The organism is Angustibacter speluncae (genome assembly GCF_054777815.1).
Window position 1 is genome coordinate 1 of sequence record NZ_BAAHAF010000034.1, and the last position, 15,247, is coordinate 15,247.

At 75.9% G+C, this 15,247-nt stretch carries 13 protein-coding genes; 8 read left to right on the top strand and 5 right to left on the bottom strand.

The window, feature by feature from the left end; genetic code table 11:
- On the bottom strand, positions 1–2,172 hold a 2,172-nt coding region (locus ACYVKY_RS03600), incomplete at its 3' end, for a beta strand repeat-containing protein (protein WP_460433625.1).
- A 142-nt stretch (positions 2,173–2,314) separates the two neighbouring features.
- On the opposite strand from ACYVKY_RS03600, the gene ACYVKY_RS03605 reads away from it, so the two are divergent.
- The 7 genes from ACYVKY_RS03605 (at position 2,315) to ACYVKY_RS03635 (ending at position 8,902) form a co-directional block, all read left to right on the top strand.
- On the top strand, positions 2,315–3,061 hold the full coding sequence (locus tag ACYVKY_RS03605; protein ID WP_460433626.1) for a L,D-transpeptidase family protein: 747 nt from the start codon (positions 2,315–2,317) through the stop codon (positions 3,059–3,061).
- Positions 3,058–3,651, top strand: coding sequence for an RNA polymerase sigma factor (locus tag ACYVKY_RS03610; RefSeq protein WP_460433627.1), 594 nt, complete (start codon positions 3,058–3,060; stop codon positions 3,649–3,651). The genes ACYVKY_RS03605 and ACYVKY_RS03610 overlap by 4 nt, the downstream gene beginning before the upstream one ends.
- A complete protein-coding gene (locus ACYVKY_RS03615) occupies positions 3,648–4,262 on the top strand; it encodes a hypothetical protein (RefSeq protein WP_460433628.1) in 615 nt (204 codons plus the stop codon). Before ACYVKY_RS03610 ends, ACYVKY_RS03615 begins: the two co-directional genes overlap by 4 nt.
- A gap of 321 nt (positions 4,263–4,583) precedes the next feature.
- A complete protein-coding gene (locus ACYVKY_RS03620) occupies positions 4,584–5,474 on the top strand; it encodes a DUF4397 domain-containing protein (protein WP_460433629.1) in 891 nt (296 codons plus the stop codon).
- Between the two features lie 29 nt (positions 5,475–5,503).
- Positions 5,504–6,127, top strand: a complete 624-nt coding sequence (locus ACYVKY_RS03625) for a class F sortase (RefSeq protein WP_460433630.1) — start codon at positions 5,504–5,506, stop codon at positions 6,125–6,127.
- Positions 6,128–6,248: 121 nt separating this feature from the next.
- Positions 6,249–7,781 carry a sugar transferase gene (locus ACYVKY_RS03630; RefSeq protein ID WP_460433631.1) on the top strand — a complete coding sequence of 511 codons (1,533 nt, stop codon included), beginning with the start codon at positions 6,249–6,251 and terminating at the stop codon, positions 7,779–7,781.
- Positions 7,778–8,902 (top strand): glycosyltransferase family protein, encoded by a 1,125-nt coding sequence (locus ACYVKY_RS03635; protein WP_460433632.1) that lies wholly within the window; start codon positions 7,778–7,780, stop codon positions 8,900–8,902. Before ACYVKY_RS03630 ends, ACYVKY_RS03635 begins: the two co-directional genes overlap by 4 nt.
- A gap of 6 nt (positions 8,903–8,908) precedes the next feature.
- Here ACYVKY_RS03635 and ACYVKY_RS03640 read toward each other — a convergent pair whose 3' ends face one another.
- From ACYVKY_RS03640 to ACYVKY_RS03655, 4 genes are read right to left on the bottom strand one after another with little or no spacing between them, the layout of a single operon-like run.
- Positions 8,909–9,988: a glycosyltransferase family 4 protein gene (locus ACYVKY_RS03640; RefSeq protein WP_460433633.1), complete on the bottom strand. Its 1,080-nt coding sequence runs from the start codon at positions 9,986–9,988 to the stop codon at positions 8,909–8,911.
- Positions 9,985–11,322 (bottom strand): oligosaccharide repeat unit polymerase, encoded by a 1,338-nt coding sequence (locus tag ACYVKY_RS03645; RefSeq protein ID WP_460433634.1) that lies wholly within the window; start codon positions 11,320–11,322, stop codon positions 9,985–9,987. Before ACYVKY_RS03645 ends, ACYVKY_RS03640 begins: the two co-directional genes overlap by 4 nt.
- Complete coding sequence (locus ACYVKY_RS03650) at positions 11,319–12,209, bottom strand: glycosyltransferase family 2 protein (RefSeq protein ID WP_460433635.1); 891 nt, start codon at positions 12,207–12,209, stop codon at positions 11,319–11,321. The genes ACYVKY_RS03645 and ACYVKY_RS03650 overlap by 4 nt, the downstream gene beginning before the upstream one ends.
- Entirely contained in the window at positions 12,202–13,722 is a 1,521-nt protein-coding gene (locus ACYVKY_RS03655; protein ID WP_460433636.1) for a P-loop NTPase family protein, read from the bottom strand. Before ACYVKY_RS03655 ends, ACYVKY_RS03650 begins: the two co-directional genes overlap by 8 nt.
- Positions 13,723–13,979: 257 nt before the next feature.
- On the opposite strand from ACYVKY_RS03655, the gene ACYVKY_RS03660 reads away from it, so the two are divergent.
- A complete protein-coding gene (locus ACYVKY_RS03660; protein WP_460433637.1) occupies positions 13,980–15,245 on the top strand; it encodes a right-handed parallel beta-helix repeat-containing protein in 1,266 nt (421 codons plus the stop codon).
- The last annotated feature ends 2 nt before the right edge of the window (positions 15,246–15,247 follow it).

Genomic DNA, 15,247 nt, shown 5'->3' on the forward strand with positions numbered 1-15,247 from the left:
GTCGCGGTCGCCGTCCGCGGGACGGGCGGCGCCGCGCTGGTCGGTGGCGACGGCCGGGGTCGTCGCCGCGACGTCGACCACGGGGCTGCCGGCGGCGGGGAGCCGCGTCAGCGTGCTGCCGCCGTTGTCGGCCAGGTCGCCGAGGCCGGCGTCGGTGACGCCGGTGCGGTCGCCGGCCGCGCCCCCGGCGCAGCCGTCCCCGAGCACGTTGCCCCCTGCCGACGTGACACCGCCTGCGACGCAGTCGGTCCCGACGTTCTCGGCGACGACCGAGTTCCGCAGCGAGACGGTGCCGTCGACGCCGGTGCTGTTGCGCGTGACCGTGGCGTGCACGAGCGAGAGGGTGCCGTCCGCGTCACCGAAGGCGCCGCCACCGGTGGCGGCGGTGTTGCCGTCGATCGTCACGTTCGTCGCGGTCAGGGTGCCGCCGTCGTCGTAGAGGCCGCCGCCCTGGTTCGCCGCGGTGTTGTCGTCCACGGTCGAGGCGGTGACGGTCGTCGTCCCCGCGGCCGAGCTCCACAGGCCGCCACCCTGGACGGCCGTGTTGCCGGTGACCGTCGACGTGGCGACGTCGACCGTGCCCGCGCCGGTGAGGTGCAGGCCGCCGCCGTTGCCGGGCGCGGTGCCGGCGTCGTTGCCGGCCAGCACGCTGCCGGTGACCGTGGTGGTGCTGGTCGCGCCCGCGACGCCGGGCAGCGGTGCGGCCTCGATGCCGCCGCCCGCCCGCTCGGCCGCGTTGTCGGCCACCAGGGTGCCGCGGACCTCCAGCGTGCCCAGGCTCAGGACTCCGCCGCCGGAGCCGGCGGCGCCGTCGGCCGCGTTGCCGGTGACCTCGCTGCCGGTGACGACGAGGCGGCCGCCGTCGTTGAACAGCCCGCCGCCGCCGTTGTCGGCCGCCGCGCCGCTCGCGGTGTTGGCCTCGACGAGGGTGTCGGTGACGGTCATGGTGCCGCCGGCGGAGTTCCACAGCCCGCCGCCCTCGAGGGCGGCGGTGTTGCCGGTGACGTCGCTGCCGGTGACCTCGACGGTGCCGGGACCGGTGAGGTGCAGGCCGCCGCCGTTGCCCGGCGCCGCGCCGGTGGAGTTGCCGGACAGGTCGACCTGGTCGAGCCGCACGGTCACCGGGGCCCCGGCCACGCCGAGCGCCTCCACGCCGCCGCCCGCGCGGACGGCGTCGTTGCCGCTGATCTCGGTGCCGGTCACCTCGAGGGTGCCGCCGTTGGCGAACAGGCCGCCGCCGGACCCTGCTGCGCCGGACGCGACGTTGTCGGTGACCGAACCGCCGTCGACCACGAGGGTGCCGCCGTTGTTGAACAGGCCGCCGCCCCCGTCGTCGGCCAGCGCGCCGCCGGCGGTGTTGCCGTCGACCGTGCTGTCGGTGACCGTCATCGTGCCGGTGCCGTTCCACAGGCCGCCGCCCTCGGCGGCCGCGGTGTTGCCGGTGACCGTGAGGCCCGTCAGCGTCGCCGACCCGTTGCCGGTGACGTGCAGGGCGCCGCCGTTGCCGGGCGCCGGCCCGGTCGCGTTGCCGCTCAGGGTCACGCCGTCGAGCAGCGTGGAGCTGCCCGGCGTGCCCTCGATGGCGCCGCCGGCGCGGGCGGCCTCGTTGCCCGACAGCTCGCCGCCGGTGAGGTCGAGCGTGCCCGCGACGAGGAAGGCGCCGCCGCTGGCACCGCCGGTGGCGCTCGGGGCGCCGCCGGCCGTGCCGCCCGAGACGTCGAGGTCGGTGGCCGTCAGCGATCCGCCGGCCAGGACGTGGAACGCCCTGTCGTCCAACGCGTCCGCGACCACCGAGCCGCCACCCACGAAGGTGATCGCCGCGGTGACGTCGACGTCGCCGGTGGCGCCGCCGTCCTCGTCCGGTCCGTCGAGCGTCAGCAGGACGGGTGCGGCCGGCAGCTCGATGCTGTGCGCGCCACCGAGCGCGTTGGCCTCCATGACCGCGGCCCGCAGCGTGCAGAGCCCGGCGGCGTCGGCGCAGCTGCCGTCGCCCGGGGCGACGTCGACGCTGTCGAGCGGCGAACCCACCGCGAACGTGGCGGCCTGCGCGGGCGAGGCCCAGGCGAGGGCGCCACCGACGAGCACCGCGACGGCCGCGGTGCCCGCCGCCGTCCGTGCGCGGGAGCGGGGCCTGCCTGGCGTCGGTCCTGCGGTCGTCCTCGGTGCGGGCATGCTGCTCCCTCGTCGGTGGCGCCGGCCCGCGTGGTCGCGGGGCTCGTACGTCTGCATGACGGCGACGGGCCCGGTGTCACCGACGACTTCCTCACGCGCCGGGCACGGGGCCGCGCGACGACGGCGCGGCTAGGGTCCGGGCATGCCCCGCGCCGCCGTCGTCGTCGCCGTGGCGCTCGTCGTCGTGCTCGGCGCCGGGTGCGCCGACGACCCGGCCCCGGTGCAGGAGGCGGCGCCCAGCACGCCGGCACCCGACCGCTCGGTGCCGACCCCCGCGGAGCCGTCCACCGTCGTCGCGACGGCGGTGGTCGACCTGGTCGAGGTGCGTACCGGCCCGGACGCCGCCGTCGCCCCGGACCGGGTGCTCGACCGGACGCGGGAGACGTCCGGCCAGCTGGTCTTCGTGGTCGACGCGCAGCAGGACGACTGGCTGCAGGTCCAGCTCCCGGTGCGGCCCAACGGGTCCACGGGCTGGATCCGTGCCGCCGACGTCGCGCTCGCGAGCAACCCGTTCTCGGTGACCGTCGACCTGACCGCCCACGAGCTGACCGTGCGCGACGGGCGCACCGAGGTGCTGCGGACGCCGGTGGGGGTCGGGACGTCCGACACCCCCACCCCCGGCGGCCGCTACTACCTCAAGGAGCTGTTGCAGCCGCCGTCGCCCGACGGTCCGTACGGCCCGTACGCGTACGGCCTGTCCGGCTTCTCCAACGTCCTCACCAGCTTCGCCGGGGGAGAGGGCGTCATCGGGATCCACGGCACCGACGCGCCCGAGCTGGTGGGCACCGACGTCAGCCACGGCTGCCTGCGGCTGTCGAACGAGGTGATCGTGCGGCTCGTGGAGGAGATCGGCCTGCCGCTCGGCACCCCGGTGGTGATCGAGGCGTGAGCGCGGACGGCGGGTCCGCGACCGAGCCCGAGCAGCAGCTGCGCGCGCTGGTCGACCGCGCCCGTCGGGCCGACCCGGACGCGTGGGAGGCGCTCTACCGGCGCGTCTACCCTCGGTTGTTCGCGTACGCGCGACGACGGCTGAGCACCGACGAGCAGGCGGAGGACGCGGTGAGCGAGGCGATGACCCGCGCGATGCGCCGGATCGACGGGTTCACCTGGACCGGAGCGGGTCTGGAGGGCTGGCTGTTCGGCATCACGCGCAACGTGGTGCTCGAGACCTACCGGGAGGGCGCGCGCACCCGCGCCACGGACCCGCAGGCCGTGGCGCTCGCGCAGGAGCGCGACCAGCAGCCCGGCCACGACGACCCGCTCGTCCGGCTCGTCGGGGACGAGGAGCAGCGGTTGGTGCGCACCGCGTTCGAGCGCCTGACCGAGGAGGACCGCGAGGTGCTCGAGCTCCGCGTCGTCGTGGGTCTCGACGCGCAGGCGGTCGGCGAGGTCACGGGTCGGCGCGCCGGCGCGGTGCGGATGGCGCAGTCGCGGGCGCTGGCGCGGCTGCGGGTCGAGTACGAGGGGCTGCTGCGATGAGCCCGACCGACCGCTGGGACGAGGACGAGGGGCTGCGGCGCGTGGGAGACGCACTCGGGTACGACCCGGACCGCCGACCGCCGGCCGACCGGGTCGACGCCCTCCGGCGGGAGGCGGAGCAGCTGCGTGAGCGTCGTTCTGCCGCGACGGCGGACGAGGCGACGCGCGACCGTCCGTCGTCGCTCGACGAGCGCCGCCGCGGCCGGCGCAGCCTGCTCGTCGGGGGCCTGGCGGCCTCCGTCGGTGTCGTGGTCGGTGCGGGTGCCGGCGTGCTGGGTCGTGACGCCCTCGGTGGGGGAGACGTGCCGACCGAGGCGGTCGCGCTGACCGGCGTGCCCGACGGCGTCCGCGCGGACGCCAGGCTCGTCAACCACACCTGGGGCACCGAGGTCCTGCTCGACGTCGCGGGCCTGCCGGCCGGCGAGGTGTTCGAGGTCGAGCTCGCCGCCCCCGACGGCGCGCGCACCGGCGCGGGGTCGTTCCTGTCCGTCGCCGACACCCTGATGGTGTGCCGCTTCAACGCGGCGCCCCTGCGCGCCGACGTGGCCGCCGTCCTCGTGCTGGACGGTGACGGCGCCGAGGTCATGCGCGCGGACCTGCCGCCGGCCTGACAGCGGGGTGCGGCCGGTCGTGACGGAACGTACCCATCCGCAGGTCGAGGTGCTCCGAATGCGAGAGGTACGGGCACCTGTCGTGTGCCTCCTGTTCGGTCCGCGTTCATCACGAGGTGGGCTGATCGGGTGACGTGACGTCGGGTGCGCACCACGGGCTCGCGCTCGTCCCGTCCAGGTGTTCGGATGGGGGCGACGGCGTCGGGGTGGACGCCTCGCGCAGCCGCGACGTCGCGGCGCCGAGCCCACGTGACCGGACAGCGCGACCGCCGACGGCGGTCGTGCCGGTCGCGGCCGACATCGATGCCGGAGGTATCTGCTGTGCCCACGACCCGGAAGACCCGCAGGACGAGCGCGCTCGCCCTGCTCACCGCGACGGCCGCGCTGCTCCTGTCGTCGCTGGCGATCGCCCCGGCCGGCGCCCAGTCCCAGCCCACGGGCTGGGTGCGCGGTGCGCACCTCGTCCCCGGCCTGGGCACGATGACCCTCGCCCTGTCGCCCGTGACGAGCGGGGCCGTGCCCAGCCTCGGCGACGCGATCGTGCTGGCGCCGACCGCCTCCTACGGCGACGTCGCCGGCTACCAGCAGGTGCCGCAGGGCCGCTACGCGGTGGGCGTGTGGCCCGCCAGCAGCCCGCGCGACGCCGACCCCGTGCTCACCGGCACCGTCGACGTGACCGCCGGCCAGGCCTACACCGTCGCCGGCCTCGGCACCAAGGAGGAGCCGACGGTCACCACGCTCACCGACGACCTGACGCCGCCCGAGGCGGGTGCCGCCCGGGTGCGGGTGCTGCCGGCGGCGCAGTCGGCACCGGCGGTCGACATCCAGGCGCAGGGCGGTCCCGCGGTCGCCGACGGCGCGGCGTTCGGGCGCGCGACCGGCTACTCCACCGTCCCGGCCGGGTCGTGGACCCTCAGCACCTCGGCCGCGTCCGGCGGCGCTGCCACCACCTCGCAGCTCGACCTCGCCGGCGGCGGCGTCTACACCCTGCTCGTGCTCGACAGCGAGGCCGGCCTGGTCGTGTCGCCCGTGGAGGACGCGGACGGCAGCGGCACGGTGCCGGTCGGCGGTGCCGCCACCGGTGGCGGTGGCACGGCTGCGACCACCGCCGTGCCTCGCGGCACCGTCGGGACGCTGGCCGGCGCCCTCGGGCTGCTGGTCCTGACCACCTCGGTGCTGCGGCGACGGGTCGCCGCACCCGTGCGCGCGTGAACCGTCGGTCCCGAGCCGGCTGCGCGGTCGTGACGACGCTGGTGACCTCCGCGGTGCTCGCGGTGGCCGGCTGCGGTGCCTCGGAGCCGACGTCCGTCGCCGCGACGCCGACCTCGCCGCCGGCGTCCGCTCCCGCACCGGGCAGCGCCCTCGAGGCGTTCGGGTCGGCGCCGCTGCCCGAGGGTGCACCCGAGGCGGTCGAGCAGGCGGAGGTGGCCGAGCCGACCGCGGTGCGCGTGCCGTCCCTCGGCATCACCTCCGCGCTCGTCGACCTCGGCGTCGCCGCCGACGGCACCGTCGAGGTGCCGTCGGACTACGACGTCGCGGGCTGGTTCACCGAGGGTCCGAGGCCGGGGGAGCGTGGCCCGGCCGTCATCCTGGGACACGTCGACTCCCGTTCCGGCCCAGCGGTGTTCGCGCAGGTCGACCAGATGCAGCCCGGCGACGTGATCGAGGTCGACCGGGCCGACGGCAGCACCGTCCGGTTCCGGGTCGACCGGCTCGAGCAGGTGCCCAAGGACCAGTTCCCGAGCGACGCCGTGTACGGGCCGGTGCCCGAGCCGGCGCTGCGCCTGATCACCTGCGGGGGCGACTTCGACGCCGCCGCCGGCCACTACCGCGACAACGTCGTCGTGTTCGCCGTCCCCGCCTGACAGGAACGATCCGGGACCTTCCCGTCCCATCCGGACGCACCGCCGCGCCGAACCCCGACCAGAGCCACGACGAGGTGGACACACCACCTCGACAGTGCCGTCCAGCGACGCGCGGCCGCCGATGCCCACCCGGAAGGACGCTGTGCACAAGCTCACGCAGCACGCACCCACCCGCTCGACCCGCCACGCCACCGACCACGACGTGGTCGACGTCCGCGACGGGACCGGCGTCGGCACCACCCCCGAGCGCCCGCTGTCGGTCGTGCGCGACGACGCCCGCCCGGTCGACGCGACCGAGCCGCAGGTCACCCGCGAACGCGGCCTCGTCGCCACCGTCACCACCGCGCCGCGCGCCCTGCTGGCGGCCGACGTGGTCGCCTGGGGGCTGACGGTGGCGCTCGTCCCGACGACCTTCTGGGCGGCGTCCGCACTGCTGCTGCCGCTGCTGCTCACGGTCGCCGCGGCGCACGGCTACCGCGCGCGGCTCACGCTGTCGGCCCTCGACCAGGTGCCGGTGGCGGTGCTCGGTGCCCTGGGTGCCGGCCTAGTGCACGCGGTCGTCGTCCTCGCGTCCACCACCGCCTCGCTGTCGACGGTGCTGCTGCGCACCGCAGTCCTGGGCGCGTGCGTGCTCGCGCTGCGGTCGCTGTCGGTCGCGGTCATCCGCTTCGCCCGTCGCCGCCGCGTCGTCGTGCACCGCACCCTGGTGGTCGGCGGCGGCGTGGTCGGCCGCCAGCTCGTGCAGCGCTTCCAGGAGCGCACCGAGCTCGGGCTCGAGCCGGTGGGCGTCCTGGACGCGGACGAGCCCGCTGCGGCGGACGAGCTCGACGTGCCGTGGCTCGGCGGCGTCGAGCACCTCGCCGACACCGTCCTGCGCGAGGACGTCGACGTCGTGGTCGTCGCGTTCAGCCGCCAGCCCGAGTCCGAGCTGGTCGACGTGCTGCGCACCTGCGACCGTCTGGACTGCGAGTTCTTCTTCGTGCCGCGGCTGTTCGAGGTGCAGAGCGTGCACGCCGACATGGACGAGGCGTGGGGCGTCCCGCTGATGCGCGTGCGGCGCGCCGCCTTCCGCACCGTCGCGTGGCGGGTCAAGCGGCTCCTCGACGTCACCGTCGCGTCGTTCGCGCTGCTCGTGGTCTCCCCGGTCCTCGCCGCCGTCGCGCTCGCGGTCCGGCTCGACGGCGGACCCGGGATCATCTTCCGGCAGGAGCGGGTGGGCCTGGACGGCCGCCCGTTCACGATGATGAAGTTCCGGTCCCTGCGGCCCGCCGACGAGTCCGAGTCGGCCACGCGCTGGAACGTCAGCAACGACGACCGGATGAGCGCCGTGGGGCGGCTGATCCGCGCCACCTCGCTCGACGAGCTGCCGCAGCTGCTCAACGTGGTGCGTGGCGACATGAGCCTGGTCGGACCTCGGCCGGAGCGCCCGCACTTCGTGCGCGAGTTCTCGGCGAGCGTGCCGCGGTACACCGGTCGCCACCGCGTCCCGGCGGGCCTGACGGGGCTCGCCGCCGTGCACGGGCTCCGTGGTGACACCTCGATCGCCGACCGGGCCCGCATCGACAACTACTACATCGAGAACTGGTCGCTCTGGCTCGACGCCAAGGTCGTCCTGCGCACCGTCGCCGCGGTCGTGAAGCAGACCGGGTCGTGAGCGCCGCCCCGTCCGCCGAGGGTCCGCGCGCCGTCGTCGTGCACGAGCGCTTCACCGAGTTCGCCGGCTCCGAGGCCGTCGTCGAGCAGCTCGCCCGACGGTGGCCGGACGCTCCGCTGCTCGCGCCCGTGGCCCGGCCCGGGGTCATGCCGGCCGACCTGGAGTCCAGGGTGCGGTCGACGCGGCTCAGCGGGCTGCTGCGCGGCAGCGGGTACGCGCACCTGCTCCCGGCGTTGCCGATCGCCGTGCGCCGCCTCCGTGTGCCCGAGGCCGACGTCGTGATCGCCAGCCACCACGCGTTCGCCTCGCAGGTGGTGCACGCGACCGACGCGCCCGTCGTGGCCTACGTGCACTCGCCCGCGCGCTGGGTCTGGGACCCGCAGATGCGTCGCGGCGAGGTCGGCGGACGGGTCGGGGAGCTCGGCCTGGGTGCGTTCGCCGCGGCGTTCCGGCGGCACGACCGCTCGGCCGCGGCGCGCCTGCACACGGTCGTGGCCAACTCGACAGCCGTCGCGGACCGCGTCCGGCGGTGGTGGGGCCGTGAGGCGGAGGTCGTGCACCCGCCGGTCGACACCGCGTACTACTCGCGCGACGACCGCGTCGAGCGCGAGGACTTCTTCCTGCTGGCCGGACGGCTGGTGCCGTACAAGCGCCCGGACCTGGCCGTCCGCGCCGCGGCGCGCGCCGGTGTGCCCCTGGTCGTCGCGGGTGACGGTCGGGCGCGGGCCGAGGTCGAGGCGCTGGCGGCACCGGGCACGGTCTTCCTCGGGCGCGTCGACGACGACGAGCTCCGCTCGCTCTACCGCCGGTGCCGGGCGCTGCTGATGCCCGGCGTCGAGGACTTCGGCATCGTGCCGGTCGAGGCGCAGGCCTGCGGCGCACCCGTCGTGGCGGTCGACGCCGGCGGCGCCCGCGACTCGGTGCGCCCTGGTGAGACGGGCGTGCTGGTGCCGCAGGCACGCCGCGGCACCGAGGAGGTCGAGCGGTGGGCGGGTGCGCTGACCGACGTGCCGGCCGACCGGTTCGACCCCGCCGCCGCCCGCGCGAACGCAGAGTCGTTCTCCCGCAGCGTCTTCCGTGACCGGATGGCTGCGGTCGTCGAGCGCACGCTCGCCGCCTGACCGTCGTCAGGACAGCGCCGCGCGCACCGTCTCCTCGGCCACGTCGTCCCAGCTGCGGGTGGCCGTCGGCCGCCGGCGGGGGGCCGGCGGCGCGTCCAGGTGGTGCAGCACCGCATCGGCCCAGGCGTCCACGTCGTCCGCCGGAAGGTGCGGGGCGCGCTCGCCGCTGACCTCGACGAGGGCGGGGTCCCGGGACGTGACGAGCGGTGCGCCCAGGTCGAGCGCCTCGGCGGCCGGGAGGCCGAAACCCTCTGCGAGCGAGGGCGACAGCGCCACGGCGCAGTGCTCGTACAGCCACCGCAGCGTGCCGTCGCCGACACCCGTGAGCTGCACCAGGTGCCCCGACGCCACGAGCTCGCGCTGGCGCGGGCCGTAGCTGGCGTCGCCCCAGGCGGGCGGACCGACCAGCACCAGCCGCGCGTCCGGTCGCCGCTGCACGACGCGGTGGAACGCCTCGACGACCACGGGGAGGTTCTTGCGCGGCGACGGGTCGCCGACGACCACCGCGAACGGTCGACCGTCGACCTGCGGCACCGGGTCGGGCGTCGATCCGAGCAGCCGGGGACTGGTGGCGAGGGGCACCACGGACGACCGCGCCCCGTCGTCGGGCAGCCAGTGCCGCACCCGCTCGCGGGTGGCGGCCGACACGCAGACCAGCCGGTCCGCCGAGCGCAGCGAGGCGAGGTACGGCTCGCGCAGCAGCAGCCGCTTGGCCCGGCCGAAGTCGGCTGCGCGGTCGAGGGCGAGCATGTCGTGCACCGTGAGCACCGTCCGGGCGCGCACGAGCCGCGGCACCAGGTGCTTGACGCCGTGCACGACGTCGTAGCGCCCGCCGAGCCACGGACCGAGCCCGGTGCGCTCGAACACGGGCACCGCGGGCCCCGGCACCGGCGGCACGGTGACGGCGCGGCCACCACCCACCACCTCGGGCAGGGCGGACGCCGCCCTGGTGGTCAGCAGGTGCAGGTCGACGTCGTCGCGCCGGGCGAGCGCGCGCGCCAGCTCGACGGTGTAGCGCACGATGCCGCCGCCGACACCGTCGGCGGGGACGTGCCCGGCCATCAGCAGCCAGCGGGTGCGGGTCACGAGGGCGCTCCTGCCGCGACGGTGGGGCGGGGTTCCGACGGACGCGGCCGGGGCGGGTCCGTCCGCCGTTCGCGCAGCAGCAGCACGCCGACGACGGCGAGGCTCAGGACGGCGGGCACCACGCGCCCCTGTGCCAGGTAGAGGTAGCGGGGCAGCTCGAGCAGGCCCGTGAGCGCCACCGGGTAGAGCAGGGCGCCGAGCACGGTGCCCTCGCGGAAGCCCCGGTACAGCAGGCCGATCACGGCGCCGAGCAGCGCCAGGTACACCAGGCCGCCGATCACCCCGAAGTCGACCATGGGCGCGGTGATGCCGCCGAGGTTGTTGAACTCGGGGTTGGCGTACCGCTCGAGCACGTCCTGGCTGGTGGTCGGCGGCGGGGTGCCGAGCAGGTCGTACAGACCGAGCTGGGAGACGAACGGCGCCTCCCAGAAGAACGACACCGACTCCCGCGGCAGGCGGCCGGGGTAGGTGGCGTGCTCGAGCTGGAGGTACCCGTTGTTGTACGAGGTGGCGTAGTAGCCGGCCAGCCGCACGGCGGCGAACACCGGGAACGGCTGGTCGGTGCGGGTCGAGAAGAAGGTCCAGCTGCGCGAGTACTCGAACAGGGCGAACAGCGCGAGCAGCAGGGGTGCCAGGACGACGGGTGCCGCACGGGCGGCCAGCCGTCGGGCGGGCACGGCGCTGTGCCGCGCGGCCATCGCGACGACCGCGACGAGCGGGACGGCCACCTCGATCAGGGCGAGCCGCTCGCTGTTGACGAACGAGCGCACCAGGCTGAGCAGCAGGACGACACCGAGCTGCAGCAGCAGCCGCCGGTCGCGGACCCGCAGCAGCACGTAGGTGGCCACGACGACGAAGGCGATGCCGCACTGGGTCAGGGTGGTGATGCCGGCGACGCCGGCGAACTCGTCCTTGAGGTTGCCCTCGTAGGCGTTCTGGCTGACCAGGAGCTGCAGCACCTGCGACAGGGTCACCCCGCGCGAGGCGCCCGTGGCGGCGAACGCCACGTAGCCCGCCATGGTCAGCCAGAACAGCACCTCGGCCGAGCGGCGCAGGGTGCGCGGGACCGCGAGACCCCCTGGCAGCAGCGCGTTCCCGGGACGCCGGCGCGGGACCCGGGCGACGAAGGTGGCCACGGCGCCGAGCAGCGCCACGGCGGCCGCCAGCAGCAGCAGGTGGTCGCCCGGCACCGACTTGGTCGCTCGGTAGAACAGCCGGAAGTCGGCGTCGTCGAGGTAGAAGGTCAGCAGCAGCGTGCCCGGCACCAGCAGCAGCAGGGCGCCCGCGGGCGACACCCACCACAGGCTCCGGGCGCGCGGCGACGTGGTCGTCACGGGCCGACCCGGGCGGCGAGCTCGCGGGGCGGTCGGCCCGTCCAGCCGGCCCAGGTGCCCCGCAGGTAGGCGACGTCGGCGCGGGCGAGGTGACGCTGCCCGCGGGCCGCGCGGACGACGCTGCCGACGACCTTGCGGGCGCTGTACCAGGCCAGCTGGGCGCGGCTGAGGCCGTGGCGGCGCCACAGGTGGCCGTTGCCGCAGCCGTACCGCAGCATCTTGCGCTCGAAGCCGGCGTCGGCCTCGTCGCGGGGCTCCTCCTGCAGCACCACCAGCGTCGGGTCGTAGTCGACCCGACCCCCCGCGTCGAGCACCCGCAGCAGCAGGTCCGACTCCTCACCGGCACCGAGCCAGCCGTCGGATCCCACACCGAGACCCTCGTCGAACCAACCGACCTCGTCGAGGACCGCCCGGCGGAACACCATCGTGCTCATGATCGAGGTGCGCATGAAGTTCGTCCGCGTGACCGGCTGCGGGGTGGCGAGCCAGCGCAGCATCGACGGCCGGCCGTCCTCGGTCTGCTGCTGCCCGCTCACCCCCGCGAGCGAGGGGTCCGCGTCGAACGCGGCGAGCGCCTGCTCGAGCGTCGTCGGCGGGAACCAGCAGTTGTCGTCGGGGAACGCGACGACGGGCGCGGTGGCGAGCCGCAGCCCCGCGTTGCGGCCGCGGCTCGCACCCCGACCCGAGGTCGTGGCCTCCCACGCGACCGAGGTGCCGCTCTCGCGCAGCACCCGCGCGCACGACTGGTCCTGGCTCTGGTCGCACACGACCAGCTGCACGCGGCCGGCCACGGTCGACCGCTCCACCGAGCGCAGCAGCCGGGCGAGGTCGGCGGGGCGCCCGATGGTGCTGACCACCAGCGACAGCGCGGGGCCGCCGTCAGCCACGTCGGCCTCGCGCACCGGACGCCTTGCGCGGCAGCTGGTTGACGAGCACCGCCGAAGGGGTGGCTCCTGCGGAACGCAGCACCTCCAGGGTCGCGCCGACGTCGTCGACCGCCGTGCGGCCACCGGCCACGACCAGGACGGAGCGGTCGCAGACCCGCGCGACGCGCACGCCGGTGTCGCTGGTGTCGAGCGGCGGGGTGTCGACCACCACGCGCCAGCCCAGCCGGGCCGCTGCCCGGACGACGGCCACGAGGGTGGCGTCGGGGACCCGCCGGCCGGGCTCGGTGTTGCCGGGTCCGAGCACCCACAGGTCGTGGACCTCCGTGCCCTGCACCAGCTCGCCGAGCCGGTCGTCGGAGACCTGCCCGTCGCGGCCGACGACCAGCGCGTTGCCGCCGGGACCGTCGTCGTCGGCGCCGAGCTCGGCGGCGACCGGACCGACCCCCGCCGGGCAGAGCAGCAGCGTCGTGCCGCCCTGCGCGGCGTGCACCGCGTGCTGGGCGGCGACGAAGCTCGTCCCCACGCCCGAGCTGCCGGCGAGCACCGCCAGGCTGCCGCCGTCGCTGGGCCCGGTCGGCAGCTGCAGCGCCTGCAGCTGCACGGCGCGACCGACGTCGCCGCCGCGCCCACGGCCCTTCGCGCCGGCGGTCGGCACGGCCGGCACGAGCACCGGCACGTCGAGGTCGTCGAGGTCGTGCTCGTCGCGCAGCCGGCCGTCCGCGGTACGGAGCACGACCGGGGCGGCGGCGCCCAGGAGCGCACCGACGAGGGCACCGAGCAGCCCGCCCCAGACCCACGGCGGCAGTCCCGGTCCCGGCCGCACGGCGGCGGTCTGGACGACGCTCGCGATGCGGTCGACGTCGGCCTGGGCGCGCTGCAGCGTGTCGCGCACCGCGAGCTGGTCCGCGTACCGGTCGCGCAGCGTCTGCGACTGCTGCTGCTGGGCCGTCGTCTGCAGGACGTTGGCGTCGAGCTGGGTGAGCTCGGCCGTGGTCTGCGCGACCTGCGCCTCGAGCGCGGTCAGCTGCGTGGTGATGCGGTCGGCGAGCCGCTGCCGGCGGCCGTCGACGTACAGGTCGGTGGCCGTCTGGGCCTGCTCGCGGGCGGCGCCCGCGGAGGCGGCGGTGGCGGTGATCTCGACGACGTTCGAGTCGCCCACGCGCGCGGCGCTCAGCGCGGGCGGCGCCGTGCCCAGCGCCTGGCCCGTGGCGCCGGCGAGCTCGACCCCGTCGAGGTACACCAGCTCGGTCTCCAGGTAGGTGGCGTTGCGGGCGCCCTCGTCACCGACCGCGCTGGGGTCGACGGGGTTCTCGACCGCTGCCGGGTCGGGCGAGGTGAGCACCAGGGACGAGGCGCTGACGTCGCGGTCGAGGACCGCGGCCAGCACCCCGCCGAGCAGGCCCAGCACCACGGCACCGACCGCGGCCGTGGCCAGCGATCGCCGCCACCGGGCCCGCGAACCGCGGGCGCTGCGCCCGCGGTCGGGTCGGACGTCGTCGTCGGTCCAGGTCATGTCGTTCCGGTCCTCCGTGCTCGGTGGCTGGTCTCGCAGCGGTGCTGCGTCCAGAGGTCGTTGTGCTGCAGCGGGGCTCGTCCGGCGGTGCCGGTCGGCCGCGGCGCTGCGGGGCCGGCGGGGCGGTCGCGGCGACGTCGACGTCGCACCCCCGATTTGCCCGCGCCGGGTTGCGTCCCCATCGTAGGGAGGTCACGGGCACCCTGCCCGCCACGGCCGACCGCGCACCTGGCCCACCTCGACGACGGGACGACCACGTGAGCAACGCCTCGACCACCCGACCGGCCGCCGACCCTGTGCGCGGACCGCGGGACGACCGCCAGCGGCGGCGCGGCCTCGTGATCGGGATCGCCTTGCTCGCAGCGGTTCTCGTCGTGGTCGCCGGGGTGCTGCTGGTCCGCGCGCTCGGCCGCGACGAGACGCTCCCTCCGGTCGAGCGCAGCGTCGACGTCCGCGACCTCGGCGTCGTGGGCGACGGGCGCACCGACGACACCGACGCGCTGCAGACGGCCTTCGACGAGGCGGAGCCGGGCACCGAGCTGGTCGTGCCGGAGGGTGTCGTCGTCGCGCACGACGACCTGCTCACCCTCACCACGCCGGGCGTGGTGCTGACCGGCGGCGGCACCCTGCTGGCCACCGACGAGGAGCGCTCGTCGCTGACCCTCGCGGCCGACGACGTCGCGCTGGACGGCATCACGCTGCGGATCGAGGAGACCAGTCGGCGGTTCGAGGCCTACGAGCAGCAGCGGCTGCGCGTCGACGGCGGCTCCGGCGTGGTGCTGCGCGACGTCGTGGTCGAGGGGTCGGCGGCCGCGGGCGTCTACGTCGGCGGCGGCGCCTCCGACTTCCTGCTCGAGCGCGTGCAGGTGAGCGGCACCGAGGCCGACGGCATCCACCTGACCCAGGGCGTGCACGACGGCCGCGTGGTGGAGCCCGAGGTGCGCGACGTCGGTGACGACGGCGTCGCCGTCGTCTCGTACGCGCCGGACGGCGACCCGTGCGCGCGCATCGAGGTCGTCTCGCCGCTCGTCGACGGCAGCAGCGGGGGCCGCGGCATCTCGGTCGTCGGCGGTGTCGACATCACCTACCGCGACGTCGACGTGCGCGACACCTACGCGGCGGGGGTGTACGTCGCCGCCGAGGGCAGCTTCGACACCACCGGCGTCGAGGGCGTGGTCGTCGAGGGTGGCACCGTCACCGGCGCCAACCAGGGCGAGGACATCGACCACGGGTCGGTCCTGGTCTTCAACGGCACCGACGACGAGGTCGTCCGCGACGTCCGGGTGGAGGGTCTGACGATCGAGGGGACGCGCGAGAGCGCTTCTCGCGAGGTCGGTCTCGTCTCGGACAGCGACGACGGCATCCAGGACGTCGTGCTCGCGGACCTGGTGCTCGCCGGTGACGGTCCCAGCAGGGCGTTCGTCAGCGACACCGAGGGCACGACGTACCGCACCGAGGGGTGGACCGTCGACGGCGACGACGTGCCCGACCTGCGCGACGAGGTCGTCGGCACCGACGACTGAGT